This window comes from Duganella sp. SG902 (genome assembly GCF_013376005.1).
In the GTDB taxonomy this organism is placed as follows: domain Bacteria; phylum Pseudomonadota; class Gammaproteobacteria; order Burkholderiales; family Burkholderiaceae_D; genus Rugamonas.
Window position 1 is genome coordinate 272264 of the sequence record NZ_JABMJK010000003.1, and the last position, 18152, is coordinate 290415.

Below are 18152 nucleotides of genomic sequence, written 5' to 3' on the forward strand. Positions count from 1 at the left end.
TTGAATTAATTAACCAGCTTGTGCGACCACCGCTGCCGGCGATTGCGGATTGCGATACGTCTCGATCAAGCGCTCGAAGCCCTTGCCGGCGCGCTCCAGGCTGCCCGGGATGCGCAGGAAGCGCGCATCGTGGTGCAGGGCCAAGATCAGGCCGTACATCTCGTACACCAGCTGTTGCGGATCGGTGTCGGCCTTGAGGTCGCCGCATTCCACCGACTGCTTCACGCAGCGCAGCAGCGCGCCCTGCCAGGCGCCGACCATCGCCATCAGCTCTTCGCGGATCGGACCGGGGCGGTCGTCATATTCCACGGCGCCGCTGATGTAGATGCAGCCCGAGGCCACCTCCACGCTGACCCGCTTGACCCAGCGCGCAAACATCGCCTTCAGGCGCTGGATGCCGCGCGGCTCCTTGACGCTGGGGAAGAACACTTCCTGCTCGAAGCGGTGGTGATACAGCTTCAGTACTTCCAACTGCAAATCTTCACGCGATCCGAAGTGCGCGAACACACCGGATTTGCTCATGTTCATCTTATCCGCGAGCAATCCGATGGTCAGACCCTCCAGACCATCGCGACTGGCCAGGTCCAGGGCCACGTCGAGGATTGCAGCGCGGGTTAACTCGCCTTTGCGCATAAATTTAGTTGAGGTATTAATAAGATTGCATCCCAGAGTAAGTTTTCAAATCATGGAGAAAGATTATTCTGCTCCAGTTAAATTTACTCTGTGTGAAAAGAATTGCGAACGCTCGTACTATTATCCACTTGGGGGTGAATGTCAAACAGTACTGTTAGAGGTGGCGTTCTATTGCTGCGACGCAGCAATGCGAGGAAGAAATTTACTTTACAGCTTGTCCAGTTCGCGGCGGTCGCGCTTGGTTGGACGGCCCTTGATCGTCGTGCCCGGTTCGCGGTAGAGGCGTCGGTTTTCGGCCACGGCGGCGCGGCGTGCGACGCTCACGTCGGTCTCCTCGTAGAGGTTGCGGGCGACGGTGGCCGGGCCGCGCACGTCCGACAAGCCCATCACGTCCACTTCCCACTGGTCGGAACCGTTGTCGATCTCCAGCACGTCGCCCAGCTTGACGTTGCGCGCCGGCTTGGCGCGGTCGCCGTTGACGATCACGCGGCCCAGCGAGATGGCGTCCGTGGCCAGCGAACGGGTCTTGAAGAAACGCGCCGCCCACAGCCATTTATCGAGTCGTACACCTTCGCTCACGCGTATTTCCCCACTGCGAACACCCGCATCAGTAATTTATAAAACACAAACGCAACCTCGTAGCCGATGCGCCGCACATGGCCGACGTGCTCGAAGTCATCGTAGGTGATGAGCTTGCCTTCGGCCACCGCATCCTCGATGTGCTTGCGCAGGCTTTGCGCGAACGCCGCATCCTTGATCACCACATTGGCTTCCTGGTTCAGGAACAGGCTCAGGCCGTCGACATTGCTGGAGCCGACCGTGGCCCAGTCGTCGTCGATCACCGCCACCTTGGCGTGCAATTGCGTCTTGTGATATTCCACCACTTTGACGCCCGCCGCAAGCAGCTTTGGATAGAAAGAGTGCGCCACCGCATCCTGCAGCCAAATCTCGCCTACGCCGATCAGCAACACCACCTCCACGCCGCGCTCGGCACAGGAAATCAGCGCCTGGCGGAACTTGCGGCTGGGCGCGAAATACGGATTGGCCAACAGCACGCTCTTGCGCGCGCGGCCCAGCGCCTGCAGGTAGGCGCGCTGAATGGTCCTGCGGTTGCGCAGATTGTCGCGCACCACGAAGCCGGCCTGCACGGCGTGCTGGGCGGCGATCTTCTGCACCTTGCGCATATCGCGGTAGAGGCCGATCCGCTTGATGAGGCCCAGCTTGCCCAGGCGGCGCCACTGCGTCACCGCCTCCATCTGGATGTCGGCCACCAGCGGCCCGCGCACCTGCACCGCGAAGTCCCAGCGCGGCGCCGACAGCGGCTTGCTGTGATCGTAATCGCAGAACATGTCGTCGTTGATGTTGATGCCGCCGACATACGCGACCTGGCGGTCCACCACGCAGATTTTCCGGTGCGTGCGCGTGACGCCGCGCCTGAACCAAGGGTTGAACATGCGGTGCTCGACGCCCTTGGCGACCAGCTGCTCGTGCATGCTGTTGACCTGGCGGCGGCCGGTGCCCCACCAGTCGGTAATCATGCGCACCTGCACGCCGCGCTGGGCGGCGCCGATCAGCGCGGCCAACACCTTCTGGCCGGTGTCGTCGCCGGCGAAGATATAGGTCTCGAAATACACCTCGTACTGCGCGTTGTCGATGGCGTCGATCAGCGCGGGAAAGTAGTCGGTGCCGGTATGCAGCAGCCTGACCTCGTTATCGGCAAGGAAATTAACGGTACGCATCGCCAGATTCTAACCTCGTGTCATGAAATAGGGCGGATTACAAGAAACAAGTCTATAATAAATTGCAATTCGGCTCGGAGGCCTAACGCACGGAGTGCCATGCATGGGAGTGCCCATCCTATCCTGTTGTCTGCTGATGGCATCGCTGGCGCCCTGGGCCGCGGCGGCGGAGCCCGCGGGGTGCGCCAAGGTGATCGTCTCCGCCGATCCCGATTATCCCCCCTTGCACTGGTATGACGGCAAGACCTTGCGCGGCCCCAGTGTCGAGCTGGCCGCCCGGGTCCTGTCCGACCTGCAGATTCCCCACGAGGTGCGCTACGTCGGTCCGTGGAAGCGCGTGCTGGCGAACGCCGCCGCCGGCGCCGTCGACCTGGTGGCGACGCTGAAAATCCAGCCGGAGCGCGAACGCTATCTGGAATTCGTGCGCACGCCGGCGTTCCCCAATCCGGTGGCGGTGTTTGTCGACCGCCAGCGCGCCTTCATCTTCAACCACTGGGGCGACCTGGCGCAGCACCGGGGCGGCATCTCGCTCGGCAACACCTTCGGCACGGAGTTCTCGCAGTACGCGGCCAGCCATCTGCAGCTGGAGGAATCGGGCACCGCCGACACCAATTTCCGCAAGTTGGGCCTGGGCCGCATCGACTATTTCGTGGTCGGGCTGTTCACCGGCGAAACCTATCTGGCGCGGCACGGCCTTGGCGCCCGCTTCATGGCCATGCGCCCGTTCCTGACCGAGGACAAGAACTATTTCGCCTTCAGCAAAAGCAGCCCCTGCGTGAAATACCACGACGCGTTCGAGGCGCGGCTCAAAGAACTGGTGGCCGGCAAAACCAATATCGCCATGCTGAACGCCAGCCTGCAGGGGCTGGACATCAAACTCGACGTCGCCAGCTTGAGCCGCAAATAAGCACGGCCCGGCTCAGGCCAGCGTCAGGTTGGCCACGATGGGCGCGTGATCGGACAGCTTGGCCCACAGGCTGCCGTGCATCACCTCCGCCGTCTCGACCTTGAAGCCGCGCACATAGATGCGGTCGAGGCGGAAGAACGGCAGGCCGGCCGGGAAGGTGCGGGCGGGCGCGACGCCGGTCTTGCGGCGCAGCTTGCGCAGCACTTCATCGAGCGCCGAATTGCCGCCGATCTCGTCGAACGCCTCGCGCACGCCGAGCGCGTTGCGCAGCTCGTCGCTGAGGGTGTTGCGCCAGTCGTTGAAGTCGCCGGCGATGACCACCGGCTCGTCGTTCGGCGCGGTTTCCTGGACGGCCGAAATCAGCGCCTGCGTCTGCCTGCGGCGGCTGCCCTCGAACAAGCCCAGATGCACCACATAGCAATGCACCGGCCCGTGCGGCGTGTTCAGCACGCAGTGCAGGATGCCGCGCTGCTCGTAGGCATGGTCGGACACGTCGCGGTTGGCCTGGCTGGCGATGGGGAAGGCGCTGAGCAGCGCATTGCCGTGATGGCCGTGATCGTAGATCGCGTTCATGCCGTAGGCCGAATGCAGATAGCGCGATTCGCCGGCGAAAAATTCATGCTGCGCCGCAGCGGGCCAATGCTTGTGGCCGAGGTGCTCGGCGCCGTATTTGGCGGCTTTGAGGTCGTGCTTGCCCTGCACCTCCTGCAAAAAAACCACATCGGCATCGAACATCCCGATCGCCTGTTTGAGCGCCAGCACGCGCGGTTCCGCGCGGATGGCGGACACGCCCTTATGAATATTGTAGGTGGCGACACGGATCTTCATGTCATCCATTTTAACCCTGAGTCCGGGGCCGCGACAGGTCTCCTGTGTGCGGTCCCGCACCCTCGCCGCAGACTGCTCAGGCCATCAGTGCGCCATGGCCGTATGCCTGGCTGAGGCCAACGACTTCCGCCAGCGAGCCGGTGGTGGCCATGTGCGACACGGTGCTGTACACCGTGCTTTCATAACTGAGCAGATTGGTGTCCTGGTTGACCCCGTCCAGCATGGACCGCGCCGTAGCCGCTGCCGCGTAGCCCGCATAGCCGGCGATCTCGGATGGCTGGTCCAGCAAGGCGGTAAAGTTGGACGCCACCACCACCCGGTTGGCCACCAGGGCGGCATCGATCTTGCCTTGCGCCGTAGTGTTGGCCTCGGCGCCGCCGACGATGTTCAGCGCCAGCAGGCTTTTCGCCACGTTGCCGCCATCCAGCGCGCTCACCCAGAAATCCAGGCCCGGCCCTTCCGGCGGCGTGCGGCCCAGCAGATGAACAAAAATCGACACCACGAAATCATGATTGCTGGCGCCCTTGTACAACACCGCCGATTCCTCGCTGTTGCCGAAGCTGTCGACCAGTTGCTTGACGGCGGCATTGGTCTGGTACGCCAGCACGATGCCGTCGGCGGTGGTGGGCGCGCCGGCCGCGCTCAGCTGGGCCACCATATTGGCCAGGCCGTTGGCGTCGGCCGGGCGGCCGAAGTAGGCCACGTAGAATTTCTGCGCCAGCTGCACGTACTGCGCTTGGGTGGCGTCCTCCGCCAGGCTGTTGACGTTGAGCGCCATGCTGCCGTCGGCAAAGCTGAGGCGTTCGATGTTGGTCAGCTTATCCTTCTGCGCCGGATTGCTGTTCAGCGTGACGCTGTAGCCACTGCTGCTGGAGCTAAAGCTATAGGCGCTGAAATTGCCGCCATAGACCGCGGTGTCAATACCGCTGCCACCGTCCAGCACATTGCTGCCGCCATTGCCCTGCAGATGATTAGCCAGGCTGTTGCCGATCAGCGTATCGTCGCCGCTGCCGCCAATGGCGTTCTCGATCCAGGCGCCATAGGCGATGCCCAGGTTGTTGGTGCCGTCATAAGTAGGGGTGGGTGGCGGCGTGTCGCCCCAGTCAATATCGGTGCGCAGGTCCGACGGGATATGGATCGATGAATAATTCCCCGGGGTGAGATCAATCACGCTGCCGTTGGTGAAGTTGGCCACCGAGATGGTGTCATTGCCGCCCGCGTCCCAGATGGTGCGCAGGAAGGGCGTCGACGGATCGAAGGTGTAGGTATCGTTGCCGGTCTTGTAGCTCAGATTGGCGCCATACTGGTACTGGATGGCGGCGATATCGTTCACCATCGGCGTATCCGGCACTACATGGTAGGACTGCCAGTAATAGCTGCGTGAGGTTTCCGTGATGTCGACGAACAGGCTCTTAGGCGCATCATCGTACGCCATGATGGAGTACTGGCGGTTGGCGTGCGCCAGATCCAGCGTGCCATCCTCGAACGGGTGCTTGAGGCCGAGTGCATGACCCAGTTCATGGATCAGCGACATGTAGTTGTAGGAACCGACGGACCAGTCCGTGTCGGTCAACGCCGAGCTGATCCAGACGTCGCCGCCGGACGGGTAATAAGGATCGGGATAAGACGCCCAGCCCCATGGGGACGAGCCATCGCTGAACGTGTTCGACGCCGACGTGAACGCCAGACGGATATCCCCCACCACGGTACTGCTATCCTGCACCAGCACCGGCGTGACGTTGGCCACGTCGGCCCAGGCCTGCAGCGCATTTTGCGCGGCGGTTCGCTGGATGGCGTTCAGGCCGTAATGCTGGGTGGCGGTGTTTTCGTTCAGGTCGGAATACACGCCGTTCGGACCGGCGAACACGGCGGTGGTATTGGTGGTCCACGGGAAGCTGTAAGTGACGGTGGCGCCGGTACCGGTCGCGCCCCCCCATTTACTGCCGCCCAGCAGGGCGTCGATGGTCAGTTGGCCGCTATTATTGACGTCGCTGGTCTGGCCGGTAGTGCTGGGGCTGGGCATGACAAAAACTCCTTCGTTGTTATCTGTGTATCTCTCTCAGGCAAATAGCCCGTCGTGCGCCACTGGCTGCACCCCCACCAGTTGCACTGGCAACTTGGCGATCGTACTCAGCACCGTGCTCTCGTAGCTGACCACCGGCGTGCTCTGGGTGACGGCATCGAGCAGCGCGCGCGCCGCGCTGGCCGCCTCCGCGCCGGCGTAATTGGCCACCAGCGCCGGCACGTTCAGCGCCACCGTGAAGTTGTCAGCCACCAGCACGCGGTTGGCGACCAGGGCGGCATCTATCTTACCCTGATCTGTCGTGTTTGCTTCGGCGCCGCCAACGATGTTCATCGCCGCCAGGCTGCGCGCCACATTGCCGCTGTCCAGCGCATTGACCCAGAAGTCCAGTCCCGGCCCTTCCGGCGGCGTGCGGCCCAGCAGGTGGGTGAAGATCGACACCACGAAGTCATGGTTGTTGGTGCCCTTGTACAACAGCGCCGATTCCTCGCTGTTGCCGAAGCTGTCGACCAGCTGCTTGATGGCCGGATTGGTCTGGTAGGCCAGCACGATGCCGTCCGCGATGGTGGGCGCCTTGGCGGCGCTGAGCTGGGATACCATGTTCGCCAGGCCATTCGGATCGGCCGGGCGGCCAAAATACGCCACATAGAATTTCTGCGCCAGCGCCGTATACTGGGCCGTCAGCGCATCCTCGGCCAGACCGTCGACCGTCAGCGCCATGGTCACATCCTTGAAGCTCAGGCGCTCAACCTGGTTCATGATGTCGGTCTGCGTACCGTTGCGTGCCTCCACCTGATAATAGCCATCCGACTCCACGCTGACGGTATAGTCGGCAAACTTGCCGGTATAGACCACCGTGTCGGTCCCGCCGTAGCCATTCAGCAGATTGAAGCCGGCGTTGCCCTGCAGATGGTTGTTCACCTCGTTTCCCCACAGGATATCGTCGCCGCTGCCGCCGATGGCGTTCTCGATTATCGCGCCCAGCGCAATGCCAAGGTTGTCGGTGCCGTCATAAGTGGGCGTGGGCGGCGCCTTGGTCCAGTTATAACCGGCGCCGGTGTCGGACGGTATCGCAATCGACGAGTAAGACCCGTCCAGCAAGTCGATGGTGCAGCCGTTGGTGAAGTTGGCGACCGAAATAGTGTCGTTGCCGCCCGCATCCCAGATGGTGCGCAAGAACGGCGTCGACGGGTCAAAGGTGTAGACGTCGTCACCACGGTGGTAGCTCATATTGGCGCCGTACAGATACTGGATGACAGCAATGTCGGCCACCATCGGCGTCTGCGGCGACACGTAGAAGGACGACCAGCTGTGCGTGCTGCCGTCATCGGTGACGTCGACGAACAGGTCATGCGGCGGATCGTCGTAGGCCATCACGGTGTACTGGCGATTATCGAGATCGCTATCCAACACGGTTGTACCTTCAAATGGGTGCTTCAAGCCGAGTGCATGCCCCAGTTCGTGGATCAATGACATGTAGTTGTATGAGCCGGCCACCCACTTGCCGCTGGGGTTGGCGCCGGTGGACATGGTACTGATCCAGATATCGCCACCTTGCGGATAGGTGTTATTGGGGAAATATGCCCAGCCCCACGCCGTGTCCCCGTCGCTGGTCGTGTCGGTTGCAGAGGTCCAGCCGACACGGATATCCCCCACCAGGGTGGCGCTCTCCTTCACTTCCACCGGCTTGATGTCGGCCACATCGGCCCAGGTCTGCAGGGCGTTGCGGAAAGCGTCCTGCTGCACGGTGGTGAGTCCGTAATGAGAGGTCGCGTTCGGCTCATCATCGGAGGAATACGGGGTACCGTTGGCACCGGAGAATACGGCGGAATTACTGCTGGTCCATGGAAAGCTGTAGGTGATGGTAATGCCTGTCCCCACCTTGCCGCCCCATTTCAGCCCCGCTATCAATGCATCGTAGAGATTAATATCGAGTAAATCGACCTTGCTGGTGGGACTGGACGCGGTAGGCGATGACATACATTCTTTCTGGAAATTTGGATTGCATCAGGACCATTGATTGTAATCAATAGCAAGCCAACTTACCAGAAGACTAATTATCAAGAATTAAATTTGGTGCTGAAAGCGCGACAGTTGCAGAATGGCCTCGGCGTTGGATGGCGAGAAGCATTTGTCGGCGGCTTCCAGATACGGCAGCCAGATGTAATTGACGTGCTCGCGCGGGCTGAGGGTGATGGCGATGTCGCGCGGGACTTCCACGCTGAAAACGTGCTCGGTGTTTTCGGTGACGCCGGGCGCATAGCGGTGGCGCCAGACCGGGTAAATCGTGTAGATGTTGGACAGGTGCCAGTCGCGCAGCACGATGGTCTGGCCGTCGGCCACGATGCCGGTTTCTTCGTACAGTTCGCGGGTAGCGGTTTGCAGCAGCGGCTCGTCCGGCGCGTCCAGCGAGCCGGTGACCGATTGCCAGAAGCCCGGCTTGTCGGCGCGCTCGATCAGCAGCACTTGCAAATCGGCGGCGTGGATCACCACCAGCACTGATTCAGGAATCTTGTAAGGCTTCATAGGCACAATAAAAGAAAAGGCGCCGCGGCGCCTTTTCTTAGCAACACAAATTAACCAGCCACTTTCGGCTCGGCCGCGCGCAGGCGGATGTGCAGTTCGCGCAGTTGCTTCTCGTCGACTTCCGACGGCGCGTGGGTCAGCAGATCCTGCGCGCGCTGGGTTTTCGGGAAGGCGATCACGTCGCGGATCGAGTCGGACTTGGTCATCAGCGTCACGATGCGGTCCAGGCCGAACGCCAGGCCGCCGTGCGGCGGCGCGCCGTACTGCAGCGCGTCCAGCAGGAAGCCGAACTTCAGGCGCGCCTCGTCGGCGTCGATCTTCAGCGCGCGGAACACTTTCGACTGCACTTCCTCGCGGTGGATACGGATCGAGCCGCCGCCCAGTTCCCAGCCGTTCAGCACCATGTCATAGGCCTTGGCGATGCAGGCGCCCGGATTGGTTTCCAGCATGTCCTCGTGGCCGTCCTTCGGCGCGGTGAACGGGTGGTGGGTCGCGGTCCAGCGGTCGGCTTCCTCGTCGTATTCGAACATCGGGAAGTCCACCACCCACAGCGGCGACCAGACGTCGTCGAACAGGCCGGCGTTCTTGCCGAATTCCGAGTGGCCGATCTTCACGCGCAGCGCGCCGATGGCGTCGTTGACGATCTTGGCCTTGTCGGCGCCGAAGAAGATCAGGTCGCCGTCTTCGGCGCCGGTCAGTTCCAGCACCTTGGCCAGCGCGGCGTCGTGCAGGTTCTTGACGATCGGCGATTGCAGACCGTCGCGGCCCTTGGCCTTCTCGTTGACCTTGATGTAAGCCAGGCCCTTGGCGCCGTAGATGGCGACGAACTGGGTGTAGGCGTCGATTTCCGAACGCGGCATGTCGGCGCCCTTCGGCACGCGCAGGCCCACCACGCGGCCGTTAGGCATGTTGGCGGCGCCCGAGAACACCTTGAAGTCGACGTCCTTCATCACCTCGGTCAGCTCGGTGAACTTCAGCTTGACGCGCATGTCCGGCTTGTCCGAACCGTAGCTGCCCATGGCTTCGGCGAAGTCCATCACCGGGAACGGGTTGGGCAGATCGACGTCCATGGTGTTCTTGAACACCTTGCGGATCATGTCTTCGAACAGATCGCGGATTTCCTGTTCGGTCAGGAACGAGGTTTCGCAGTCGATCTGGGTGAATTCCGGCTGGCGGTCGGCGCGCAGGTCTTCGTCGCGGAAGCACTTGGTGATCTGGTAGTAGCGGTCGAAGTTGGCCACCATCAGCAGCTGCTTGAACAGCTGCGGCGATTGCGGCAGCGCGAAGAAGTTGCCGGCGTTCACACGCGACGGCACCAGGTAGTCGCGCGCGCCTTCCGGGGTGGACTTGGTCAGCATCGGGGTCTCGACGTCGATGAAGCCCAGCTCGTCCAGGTACTTGCGCACCTCCATGGTGACCTTGTAGCGCAGGCGCAGGTTGTTCTGCATCTGCGGACGGCGCAGGTCCAGCACGCGGTGGGTCAGGCGGGTGGTTTCCGACAGGTTGTCGTCGTCCAGCTGGAACGGCACGGCCACCGAGGCGTTCAGCACTTCCAGTTCCGAGCAGATCACTTCGATCTTGCCCGACTTCAGGTTGGTGTTGATGGTGCCGGCCAGGCGATCCTTGACCACGCCGGTCACGCGCAGGCAGTACTCGTTGCGCACGGCTTCGGCGGCCTTGAAGACTTCAGCCTGTTCCGGATTGCATACGATCTGCACCAGGCCCTCGCGGTCGCGCAGGTCGATGAAGATCACGCCGCCGTGGTCGCGGCGACGGTGTACCCAGCCGCACAGGCTGACGGTTTGGCCAAGCAGCGCTTCAGTGGTGAGGCCGCAGTAGTGAGTACGCATTGAGGACATGTTTATTTCTCGGTTCAGGTTAAGTTACTCAGTTAATCTTGGTGGTTTCAACGGCTTTGGGCGCATCTTCCGGCGCCACCACACCCATCGAAACGATGTACTTCAGGGCCGCATCGACCGACATGTCGAGCTCGACCACATCCTGCTTCGCCATCATCAGGAAAAAGCCCGAGGTCGGATTCGGCGTGGTCGGCACGTACACGCTGACGTAGTCGCCGACCAGGTGGTTCTTCACATCCCCGCCCGGCGCGCCGGTCAGGAAGGCGATGGTCCACGAATTCTGGTGCGGATACGGGATCAGCACCGCCTTGCGGAAAGCGTTGCCGGACGACGAGAACAGCGTGTCCGACACTTGCTTGACGCTCGAATACAGCGAGCTCACCACCGGGATGCGGGTCAGCAGCTTTTCCCACAGGCGCACCACGTAGTTGCCGACCAGGTTGTTGGTCAGCAGGCCGGTCAGGAACACGATGACGATGGTCAGCAAGGTGCCCAGGCCGGGAATGTCGAAGCCGATGAAGGTGCGCGGCTGCCAGCGTTCCGGCACGAACAGCAGGGACTGGTCCATGGTGCTGATCACCAGGTTCAGCACCCAGGCGGTGATCGCCAGGGGCACCAGGATCAGCAGGCCGGTGATGAAGTATTTACGCATCGAATTCCTTGGTGGTGGATGGGGCGCGTCAGTTGTCGCCGGAGCCGCCCGCCGGGGTGGGCGCCGGCGCGGCGGCCGGGGCCGCCTCGGTCTTGGCCGGGCCGCTGGCGGTGCCGGTGGCCGGCGGCGTGCCGCCGCGGAAATCGGTCACATACCAGCCCGAGCCCTTCAGCTGGAAGCCGGCGGCGGTCACTTGCTTCTTAAACGACTCCTTGCCGCACTCCGGGCAGACAGTCAGCTGTGGGTCGGAAACCTTTTGCAAAACGTCCTTGGCAAAACCACATGCCTCGCAGCGGTACGCGTAGATCGGCATCAATTACTCCGCAAAAATCATCAAAACCCTGAATTATAAAGCTTTTTGTGGCGCACCAGACTGTTTCCTGTGGCCAAGCCATGGCCCCGATCGATTTCATTGGGAAAATCTATTCGCCTCTTGGCGGTGAGCATGATTAAATAGCTTTCAACCAGCGTAGATTTCCCAATCCCTGAATCGCCGCCTCGTTAGCTGTCCTCGACCGACGACGCACCAACTCTTTGATTCTTAGGGGAATTTCATGAAAAAATATCTGTATGCCGGCCTCCTGTCGGTTTGCCTCGCGGGCCCCGCCCTGGCGGCCACCGGCAAATTCGTGCCCGAATCGCCAGACGAACCGTTGCGCCGCCGCAGCGTGTTGCTGTGCATGGCCGTGGTGCTGGTGGTTCAGGCCTTCAAGTACCGACCGGGCGGGCAACGCCGCCGTACCCCATCCCAATTAACCGAATAACAACATCGGGGATGCCATGAAAGCGCTCACCTCTTTCCTGCTGCTCTGCGTGCTGCTGTTCGCCGGTCCGGCCTCGGCCATGCGCGCCATCAGCCACCTCGACGCCGATCAGCGCGGCAAGGTGACCTTGCCGGCGGAACAGCCGCCGGCCGTGCTCAGCGTGGACCAGGCGCTGGATCCGTTCGCGCCGGGGGACACGCAGGCGCCCGCGCCGGAACCGGCGCCGCACAACCAGGCGCAGGCCCACGCCGCGCCGCCGGTGGTGAGCCAAGTGCCGGAACCCTCGGGACTGGCCATGCTGGCTTGCGGGCTGTTGCTGCTGTTGCTGGCGCCGTACGGCCGCAACGACGGCTCCATCGAGCCCGACTACGTCAAGCCCGACTCCACGCTATAGGCGGCGCCACACCATCCAGCGCTCCTTGCCGGCGAACACCGGGATGGAGTCGCTCACCGCCTCATCGGCAATGCACACGAAATCGGCTTGCAACAAGCCCTCCAGCCGCGCCCGGTCGATGCCGAACGGCGGCCCCTTGGGCGCATCGTCAAAGAAGAAATACCCAGCCAGCAAAGCGCCCGGCGCCAGCAGTTGCGCCCAGCGCGCCGCCACTTGCGGCCACATGGCGCGCGGCATGGCGCACAGGAAGGCGCGCTCGTAGATCAGTTGCAGCGGCGCGTCCGGCCGCCACTGGAAGAAATCCGCCTCCACCACGCGCGCCGCGTGCGCGCCGGCGCACCGCTTGCCCCGCGCCACGGCGGCCGGGGAAAAATCGATGGCGGTGGCGTCCCAGCCCCGCCCGGCCAGGAAGGCCAGCTCGTAGGCCGAGCCGCAGCCCGGTATCAGCGTCACCAGCGGCGCGCTGGCGGCGGCGAAGTCGCGCAAGGCTTGCGGCACGCCGCCCGCGTCCCACGGCGTAAAGCTGCGTTCGAAACGTTCGTCCCAGAACGCCGGCGAACCTGGGTCGCGCTGCTGGAAGTCCGCCATGGCGCTCAGTGCCAGCGCAGGTACAACTGGCAGCCGGCCACGCCCAGGGCAAGCGCGCCGGCGGCGTAAATCACCAAACTCAACAGACGGTTGGTGCGCTGCTGTTCGCTGATCAGCAGTTTGATGAGCTCGCTGTTATCGGCCGGCCGGTCGGCCTGCCGCTCGAGCGCCTGGTGCACCAGGCGCGGCAGTTGCGGGAAGATGTGGGCGTAGCGCGGCGCCTCGGCTTTCAGGCGCTGCATGAAGCCTTTGACGCCGACCTGCTCGGCCATCCAGTTTTCCAGGTAGGGCTTGGCGGTCTTCCACAGGTCGAGGTCGGGGTCGAGCTGGCGCCCCAGGCCTTCGATGTTGAGCAACGTCTTTTGCAGCAGCACCAGTTGCGGCTGCACCTCCACGTTGAAGCGGCGCGAGGTCTGAAACAGGCGCAGCAGGATCTGGCCGAACGAGATGTCCTTCAGCGGGCGGTCGAAGATCGGCTCGCAGCAGGCGCGCACCGCCGACTCCAGCTCGTCCACCCGGGTTTCCTTGGGCGCCCAGCCGGACTCGATGTGGGCCTCGGCCACGCGCTTGTAGTCGCGGCGGAAGAAGGCCAGGAAGTTCTGCGACAGGTAATCCTTGTCGAAGTCGTTGAGCGTGCCGACGATGCCGAAGTCCAGCGCGATGTAGCGGCCGAAGGTTTCCGGCTCCACCGACACCAGGATATTCCCCGGGTGCATGTCCGCGTGGAAGAAGCCGTCGCGGAACACCTGGGTGAAGAAGATTTCCACGCCGTCGCTGGACAGCTTCTTCAGGTCCACGCCGGCCGCCTCCAGGCGGTCGATCCGCGACACCGGGATGCCGTGCATGCGCTCCATCACGATCACGCTGGACGAGCAGTAATCCCAGAACATCTCCGGCACCAGCAGCAGGTGCGAGTCGGCGAAGTTGCGGCGCAGCTGGCTGGCGTTGGCGGCCTCGCGCATCAGGTCCAGTTCGTCGTGCAGGTACTTGTCGAACTCGGCCACCACCTCCTTGGGCTTCAGGCGCTTGCTGTCGGCCCACAAATTGCCGATCCATTCGGCGGCCACGTGCATCAGCGCGACGTCGTCGTCGATGGACTTCTTCATGCCGGGACGCAGCACCTTGACCGCCACCTGGCGGCCATCCTTCAGGGTGGCGAAGTGCACCTGGGCGATCGAGGCCGAGGCCACCGGCGTGCGCTCGAAGGTCGCGAACAGCTCGTCCGGATGGGCGCCCAGCGACTTGCGGATCTGCGCGATGGCCAGATCGGAATCGAACGGCGGCACGCGGTCCTGCAGGCGCGCCAGCTCGATCACCAGGTCGGCCGGGATCAGGTCGCTGCGGGTGGACAGCACCTGGCCGAACTTGACGAAAATCGGGCCCAGCTCCTCCAGCGCCATGCGCAGGCGCACGCCGCGCGGGGCCGACAGGTCGCGCCAGAAAAACACGGTGTCGATCAGCTTGGCGATGCGCGGCTTGCGCAAGCCGGAGATGGCGATTTCGTCGAGGCCGTAACGCACCGATACCCGCAGGATTTTCAGCAGGCGCAAGAATTTCAGCATTATTGGGATCCCAGTTTCTGTTCCAGCTTTTGTTCCAGCTTCGCCAGGCGCTTGGCGAAGCGCTCAACGTCGTCGCGCAGGCGCGTGACGTCGGCCGAGTAACCGTCCACCGTGCGCGGACGCACCAGCACCTGTTTTTCATCGAGCAGGAACTCGGCCACGTTCTCGGCCAGTTTCTGATGGCCGGTCTTGATGGCCTCGAAGGCGGCCTTGGCGCCGGACACGGCGCGCACGGCGGCGATCGGGCCGATCACTTTTTCCAGGTCGTGCTCGGCTTCCCAGCGCAGGCTCTTGCTGAGGTTGGAGATGGCGTTGGCGAACTCCGCGTCGCCCTCGATCCGCACATAGGAGAACGCGCGCTCGCGGTTTTGCGCGATCAGCGGCAGGTCCGACAGTTTGACGCGGATGGTCACCTGCGCGGCCTCCCCGGCCGGCGCCGCTTCCAGATAGCCGTCGGCCGTCACGCGCAGGCGCAGGCGCAGCGCGACGGTGCCGGCGTCGATGCAGGCGATCTTGCCGGCGTGGCGCCGCAGCTCCTGCCGCGCCCATGGCTCCTGCGCCAGCAAATGATTGATGGCGGCACTGGCCGGCGCCGCGGAGAAACTGCCTGGATTCAATGAGATCATGTTGTAGACGTTGAAAACAAAACCGCCCGATGACGGGCGGCCTTGATCTTACCAGTTTTACCGGTGAACCCGGTTTGCTTACGCCAGTTGCTGAATACCGCCCAGCAGCCAGCCGCTCGAGCCATTGACCGGCTTGACCAGGTTCCACACCTCGTGGAACGGCTCGGCCAGCGCGTCCGGCGCCGGCTTGATCATGCCGGTGAACTTGACGCTGGCCAGGTACTCGGTGTCGGTGGTCTCGATGCCCAGCAGCTCGGCGTCGATGTTGACCACGTCGGTGTAGTCGGCCACGGTGCGCTCGCTGATCTGCATCTTCATCTCGGCGAACACCTCCGGCGTGGTGAACTCGCGGATATCGGCCACATCGCCTTTATCCCATGCCGCCTGCAGGCGGATGAAGTTGCTCTTGGCGACACGCAGGAAACTGGCTTGGTCGAAGTCACCCGGCACGCCCCACTGCGTGTGCGCAGGCTGCTGCACCGGCGCTGCCGCTGGCTGCAGGTGCGAACCGATTTCCGGCGTGGCCGAGCCAGTTTGCTGCGGCATCGCGTACACGTTCTGGTTGCCACCAAAGCCGGCCGGCTGCACCTTGGGCTGCGACTTGCCGCGGATCAGGCGGAAGATGAAGAACGCCACGCCTGCCAGCAGCGCGATCATCAGGATCGAGCCGAGCGCGCTGGCCAGCGCGCCGCCAATGCCCAGGTGCGAGAACAACGCGCCCAGGCCCAGGCCCAGCAGCGCGCCGCCCAGGATGCCCTTCCACATGCTCGGCTTTTGTGGAGCGGCGGCCGGCGGCGTGGTTGGGGCTGGCGCAGGCTGTGCCTGGCGTGGCGCCGGTTGCGGCGCCGGCTGGGCCGGCATGCGGCTGACGTTTTGCGACTGACGGCCAATCGAACGGCCGCCGCCCGCCGGACGCGCGGTCGCTTCGGCCAGCATCGACATGGCGGAGACGGCAATTACGGCGCCGATCAGGATTTTCTTCAGGTTCATGGTCATTCCAGTCATCACATTTTGATACCAGTGTGTAAAGCGGCCACACCTGCCGTCAGGTTGTAATACGTGACACGTTCCAGACCCGCCTCTTCCATCATGCCCTTCAGGGTTTCCTGGTCCGGGTGCATGCGGATCGATTCGGCCAGATAGCGGTAGCTGTCGGCGTCGTTGGCGATCTTCTCGCCCATCCATGGCAGGATCTTGAACGAGTACAGGTCATATGGCTTTTGCAACGGCGCCGCCACTTTCGAGAATTCCAGCACCAGCAGCTTGCCGCCCGGCTTCAGCACGCGGCGCATTTCCTTCAGCGCCTGGTCCTTGTGCGTCATGTTGCGCAGGCCAAAGGCCACGCTCACACGGTCGAAGTAGTTATCCGGGAACGGCAGCTTTTCCGCATCACACAGCAAGGTGGGGGTCAGCAGGCCGCGATTCAAGAGGCGGTCGCGCCCCACGCGCAGCATGGATTCGTTGATGTCGGTCAGCCACACCTCGCCGGTGGGGCCGGCCTGCTTGGCGAACACCTTGGCCAGGTCGCCGGTGCCGCCGGCGATGTCCAGGCACTTGAAGCCCGGACGCACGGCCGCGTTGGCGATGGTGAAGGTCTTCCACAGACGGTGCAGGCCGGCCGACATGACGTCGTTCATGATGTCGTACTTGGCGGCGACGGAGTGGAAAACCTTGGCGACTTCGCGGACTTTGTCTTCTTCCGCGACGGTCTTGTAACCGAAGTGAGTGGTGTTGGTCATGGTATGCGGGCCTGTTAATTTGCCAGCATTATACAAGACCCACTTTTTATTGCGGCTTAAGGTGCTGCCATTCCAGCCCCAGCATGGCGCGCTTGGGGAAGCCCTTCCAGTTGTCGTCCAGATAAGCCTGCAGCGGCGCGGCTTTCAGATGGATACCCAAGAAGGCCGTGACGTAGTGCTGGTTGATGTTGTTGATGCGCCGGCTGTCCCACACCGGCTCGGAATAGGACTGGAAATCGTCCGGATTGCTCCAGTGGGCCGGCGATGGCGGATTGGGCGCCGGGTTGTGGCGGGCGCCGACGTAGGTCAGCAGGTAGCGGTCGGCGTTGACGGCGCCTTTGAACAGTTTGAGCACGCCGTCCTTGTAGCCGGCGACGTCGTCCTGGTCGCCAGCGATGAACAGCGTCGGCGTGCGCACACCGGCCAGGCCGGCGGCGTCCCAGACATTTTGCTCGCCGCCCCAAGGGGCGAAGGCCACCACGGCCTTGATGCGGCGGTCGCGCGCGGCCTCGTATTCCGGGTTCCCTTGCTGGTTGACGGCCAGTTTGCCGCCGGGGACGTAGGCCACGGCCGCCGCGCTGATGCCGGCGCCAACGGTGTTCAGCGCGCCGTAGCCGCCCATCGAGTAGCCGATCAGCGCCACGTTGTCGGCGTCCACCACGCCGGACAGGAAATTGCCGCTGCCCGGCCTGGCCCAGGCGGCCACGGTATTCAGCACGAACAGATCGTCAAGACGGCGGTTCAGCAACGTGCTGGGGAAGCCGGCCTTGTCGGCGCGCGTGGATTCGGGATGGTCGATGGCGACTACCACATAGCCTTTCGACGCCAGATTCTCGGTCAGGTAGGACATCTGCAGCCGCGAGCCGGGATAGCCGTGCGAGACGATCACCAGCGGATAGCGCTCTCCCAGCGGGGCCGCATCGCGCGCGGCGCGGCCGTTGAACTGGAATGGCGTGTTGGGCCGCTTGGGATCATTCGGGCCGGAGCCCAGAACATCGGTATAAACCGTATGTTCCTTTTTCCCGGCGGCCAGGCGCGCCGGATACCATACCTCCAGCACCAGCTTGCGCGTGTAGCGCGGGTCCGGCTGCCCGGCGCTGGCATGCAGGATATCCAGCTGGTCCTTGTTCTCCGCCACCAGCGTGCGCACGCCGACCGGCAACGCGCCCCGCGCGGCCAGCTCCGGCGCATCCGGCCGCGCATCGCCAAAATACTCTTGCGCCCCCGCCCGCCCCGCCCCGACGCCAGCGGCCAATACCAGCACCGCCACCGCCGCGCGCGGCCACTTCCATCCTGCTCCGTGCATGCCTTC

General features: G+C 63.3%; 19 protein-coding genes. 3 read left to right on the forward strand and 16 right to left on the reverse strand.

Translation table 11 applies throughout. The features are described 5' to 3' along the window. Positions 1–9: 9 nt before the first annotated feature. The 3 genes from FHW83_RS07865 to clsB form a co-directional block, all read right to left on the reverse strand. Positions 10–633, reverse strand: a complete 624-nt coding sequence (locus FHW83_RS07865) for a TetR/AcrR family transcriptional regulator (protein WP_155466198.1) — start codon at positions 631–633, stop codon at positions 10–12. Positions 634–840: 207 nt separating this feature from the next. Continuing rightward, positions 841–1212: a S4 domain-containing protein gene (locus FHW83_RS07870; protein ID WP_176645813.1), complete on the reverse strand. Its 372-nt coding sequence runs from the start codon at positions 1210–1212 to the stop codon at positions 841–843. Further along, positions 1209–2372, reverse strand: a complete 1164-nt coding sequence (gene clsB / locus FHW83_RS07875) for a cardiolipin synthase ClsB (protein WP_176645814.1) — start codon at positions 2370–2372, stop codon at positions 1209–1211. Before clsB ends, FHW83_RS07870 begins: the two co-directional genes overlap by 4 nt. 103 nt (positions 2373–2475) lie before the next feature. Between clsB and FHW83_RS07880 the strand changes: the two genes are divergently transcribed. Further along, positions 2476–3279, forward strand: a complete 804-nt coding sequence (locus tag FHW83_RS07880; RefSeq protein ID WP_176645815.1) for an ABC transporter substrate-binding protein — start codon at positions 2476–2478, stop codon at positions 3277–3279. Between the two features lie 12 nt (positions 3280–3291). Here FHW83_RS07880 and FHW83_RS07885 read toward each other — a convergent pair whose 3' ends face one another. The 7 genes from FHW83_RS07885 to FHW83_RS07915 all read right to left on the reverse strand — a co-directional run bounded on the left by FHW83_RS07885 (position 3292) and on the right by FHW83_RS07915 (position 11480). After that, positions 3292–4107: an endonuclease/exonuclease/phosphatase family protein gene (locus FHW83_RS07885; RefSeq protein WP_176645816.1), complete on the reverse strand. Its 816-nt coding sequence runs from the start codon at positions 4105–4107 to the stop codon at positions 3292–3294. Positions 4108–4183: 76 nt separating this feature from the next. Then, positions 4184–6130, reverse strand: a complete 1947-nt coding sequence (locus FHW83_RS07890) for a M10 family metallopeptidase C-terminal domain-containing protein (protein ID WP_176645817.1) — start codon at positions 6128–6130, stop codon at positions 4184–4186. Positions 6131–6166: 36 nt separating this feature from the next. After that, entirely contained in the window at positions 6167–8110 is a 1944-nt protein-coding gene (locus FHW83_RS07895) for a M10 family metallopeptidase C-terminal domain-containing protein (protein ID WP_176645818.1), read from the reverse strand. A gap of 87 nt (positions 8111–8197) precedes the next feature. Further along, positions 8198–8656 (reverse strand): dihydroneopterin triphosphate diphosphatase, encoded by a 459-nt coding sequence (gene nudB / locus FHW83_RS07900; protein ID WP_176645819.1) that lies wholly within the window; start codon positions 8654–8656, stop codon positions 8198–8200. A 50-nt stretch (positions 8657–8706) separates the two neighbouring features. Further along, on the reverse strand, positions 8707–10506 hold the full coding sequence (gene aspS, locus FHW83_RS07905; RefSeq protein ID WP_176646075.1) for an aspartate--tRNA ligase: 1800 nt from the start codon (positions 10504–10506) through the stop codon (positions 8707–8709). 37 nt (positions 10507–10543) lie between these two features. After that, a complete protein-coding gene (locus tag FHW83_RS07910) occupies positions 10544–11167 on the reverse strand; it encodes a DUF502 domain-containing protein (RefSeq protein WP_176645820.1) in 624 nt (207 codons plus the stop codon). Positions 11168–11195: 28 nt separating this feature from the next. Beyond that, a complete protein-coding gene (locus tag FHW83_RS07915) occupies positions 11196–11480 on the reverse strand; it encodes an FmdB family zinc ribbon protein (protein WP_176645821.1) in 285 nt (94 codons plus the stop codon). Positions 11481–11721: 241 nt separating this feature from the next. Here FHW83_RS07915 and FHW83_RS07920 point away from each other — a divergent pair, with 241 nt between their 5' ends. Together FHW83_RS07920 and FHW83_RS07925 are read left to right on the forward strand one after the other, a co-directional pair. Then, positions 11722–11931, forward strand: a complete 210-nt coding sequence (locus FHW83_RS07920) for a hypothetical protein (protein ID WP_176645822.1) — start codon at positions 11722–11724, stop codon at positions 11929–11931. Positions 11932–11947: 16 nt separating this feature from the next. Then, the gene (locus FHW83_RS07925; protein WP_176645823.1) at positions 11948–12325 is read left to right on the forward strand and encodes a hypothetical protein; all 378 of its coding nucleotides are present in this window, start codon (positions 11948–11950) and stop codon (positions 12323–12325) included. Here FHW83_RS07925 and FHW83_RS07930 read toward each other — a convergent pair. The 6 genes from FHW83_RS07930 to FHW83_RS07955 form a co-directional block, all read right to left on the reverse strand. Further along, on the reverse strand, positions 12320–12913 hold the full coding sequence (locus FHW83_RS07930; protein ID WP_176645824.1) for a methyltransferase domain-containing protein: 594 nt from the start codon (positions 12911–12913) through the stop codon (positions 12320–12322). The genes FHW83_RS07925 and FHW83_RS07930 overlap by 6 nt on opposite strands. Before the next feature lie 5 nt (positions 12914–12918). Next, on the reverse strand, positions 12919–14478 hold the full coding sequence (gene ubiB / locus FHW83_RS07935; RefSeq protein ID WP_176646076.1) for a ubiquinone biosynthesis regulatory protein kinase UbiB: 1560 nt from the start codon (positions 14476–14478) through the stop codon (positions 12919–12921). Beyond that, the gene (locus FHW83_RS07940) at positions 14475–15101 is read right to left on the reverse strand and encodes an SCP2 domain-containing protein (RefSeq protein ID WP_176645825.1); all 627 of its coding nucleotides are present in this window, start codon (positions 15099–15101) and stop codon (positions 14475–14477) included. Before FHW83_RS07940 ends, ubiB begins: the two co-directional genes overlap by 4 nt. Positions 15102–15179: 78 nt before the next feature. Then, positions 15180–16091, reverse strand: a complete 912-nt coding sequence (locus tag FHW83_RS07945) for a Tim44 domain-containing protein (RefSeq protein ID WP_176645826.1) — start codon at positions 16089–16091, stop codon at positions 15180–15182. A 14-nt stretch (positions 16092–16105) separates the two neighbouring features. Continuing rightward, positions 16106–16840 carry a bifunctional demethylmenaquinone methyltransferase/2-methoxy-6-polyprenyl-1,4-benzoquinol methylase UbiE gene (ubiE, locus tag FHW83_RS07950; RefSeq protein ID WP_176645827.1) on the reverse strand — a complete coding sequence of 245 codons (735 nt, stop codon included), beginning with the start codon at positions 16838–16840 and terminating at the stop codon, positions 16106–16108. A gap of 46 nt (positions 16841–16886) precedes the next feature. After that, the gene (locus FHW83_RS07955; RefSeq protein ID WP_176645828.1) at positions 16887–18146 is read right to left on the reverse strand and encodes an alpha/beta fold hydrolase; all 1260 of its coding nucleotides are present in this window, start codon (positions 18144–18146) and stop codon (positions 16887–16889) included. Positions 18147–18152 lie beyond the last annotated feature (6 nt).

Coding starts and splice junctions, on each gene's coding strand:
- FHW83_RS07895 (WP_176645818.1), bottom strand. CDS start 8,110: ATGTCATCGCCTACCGCGTCCAGTCCCACCAGCAAGGTCGATTTACTC.
- FHW83_RS07880 (WP_176645815.1), top strand. CDS start 2,476: ATGGGAGTGCCCATCCTATCCTGTTGTCTGCTGATGGCATCGCTGGCG.
- FHW83_RS07910 (WP_176645820.1), bottom strand. CDS start 11,167: ATGCGTAAATACTTCATCACCGGCCTGCTGATCCTGGTGCCCCTGGCG.
- FHW83_RS07940 (WP_176645825.1), bottom strand. CDS start 15,101: ATGATCTCATTGAATCCAGGCAGTTTCTCCGCGGCGCCGGCCAGTGCC.
- FHW83_RS07865 (WP_155466198.1), bottom strand. CDS start 633: ATGCGCAAAGGCGAGTTAACCCGCGCTGCAATCCTCGACGTGGCCCTG.
- nudB (WP_176645819.1), bottom strand. CDS start 8,656: ATGAAGCCTTACAAGATTCCTGAATCAGTGCTGGTGGTGATCCACGCC.
- FHW83_RS07890 (WP_176645817.1), bottom strand. CDS start 6,130: ATGCCCAGCCCCAGCACTACCGGCCAGACCAGCGACGTCAATAATAGC.
- ubiE (WP_176645827.1), bottom strand. CDS start 16,840: ATGACCAACACCACTCACTTCGGTTACAAGACCGTCGCGGAAGAAGAC.
- FHW83_RS07955 (WP_176645828.1), bottom strand. CDS start 18,146: ATGCACGGAGCAGGATGGAAGTGGCCGCGCGCGGCGGTGGCGGTGCTG.
- FHW83_RS07925 (WP_176645823.1), top strand. CDS start 11,948: ATGAAAGCGCTCACCTCTTTCCTGCTGCTCTGCGTGCTGCTGTTCGCC.
- FHW83_RS07915 (WP_176645821.1), bottom strand. CDS start 11,480: ATGCCGATCTACGCGTACCGCTGCGAGGCATGTGGTTTTGCCAAGGAC.
- FHW83_RS07885 (WP_176645816.1), bottom strand. CDS start 4,107: ATGAAGATCCGTGTCGCCACCTACAATATTCATAAGGGCGTGTCCGCC.
- FHW83_RS07920 (WP_176645822.1), top strand. CDS start 11,722: ATGAAAAAATATCTGTATGCCGGCCTCCTGTCGGTTTGCCTCGCGGGC.
- FHW83_RS07945 (WP_176645826.1), bottom strand. CDS start 16,091: ATGAACCTGAAGAAAATCCTGATCGGCGCCGTAATTGCCGTCTCCGCC.
- aspS (WP_176646075.1), bottom strand. CDS start 10,506: ATGCGTACTCACTACTGCGGCCTCACCACTGAAGCGCTGCTTGGCCAA.
- FHW83_RS07930 (WP_176645824.1), bottom strand. CDS start 12,913: ATGGCGGACTTCCAGCAGCGCGACCCAGGTTCGCCGGCGTTCTGGGAC.
- clsB (WP_176645814.1), bottom strand. CDS start 2,372: ATGCGTACCGTTAATTTCCTTGCCGATAACGAGGTCAGGCTGCTGCAT.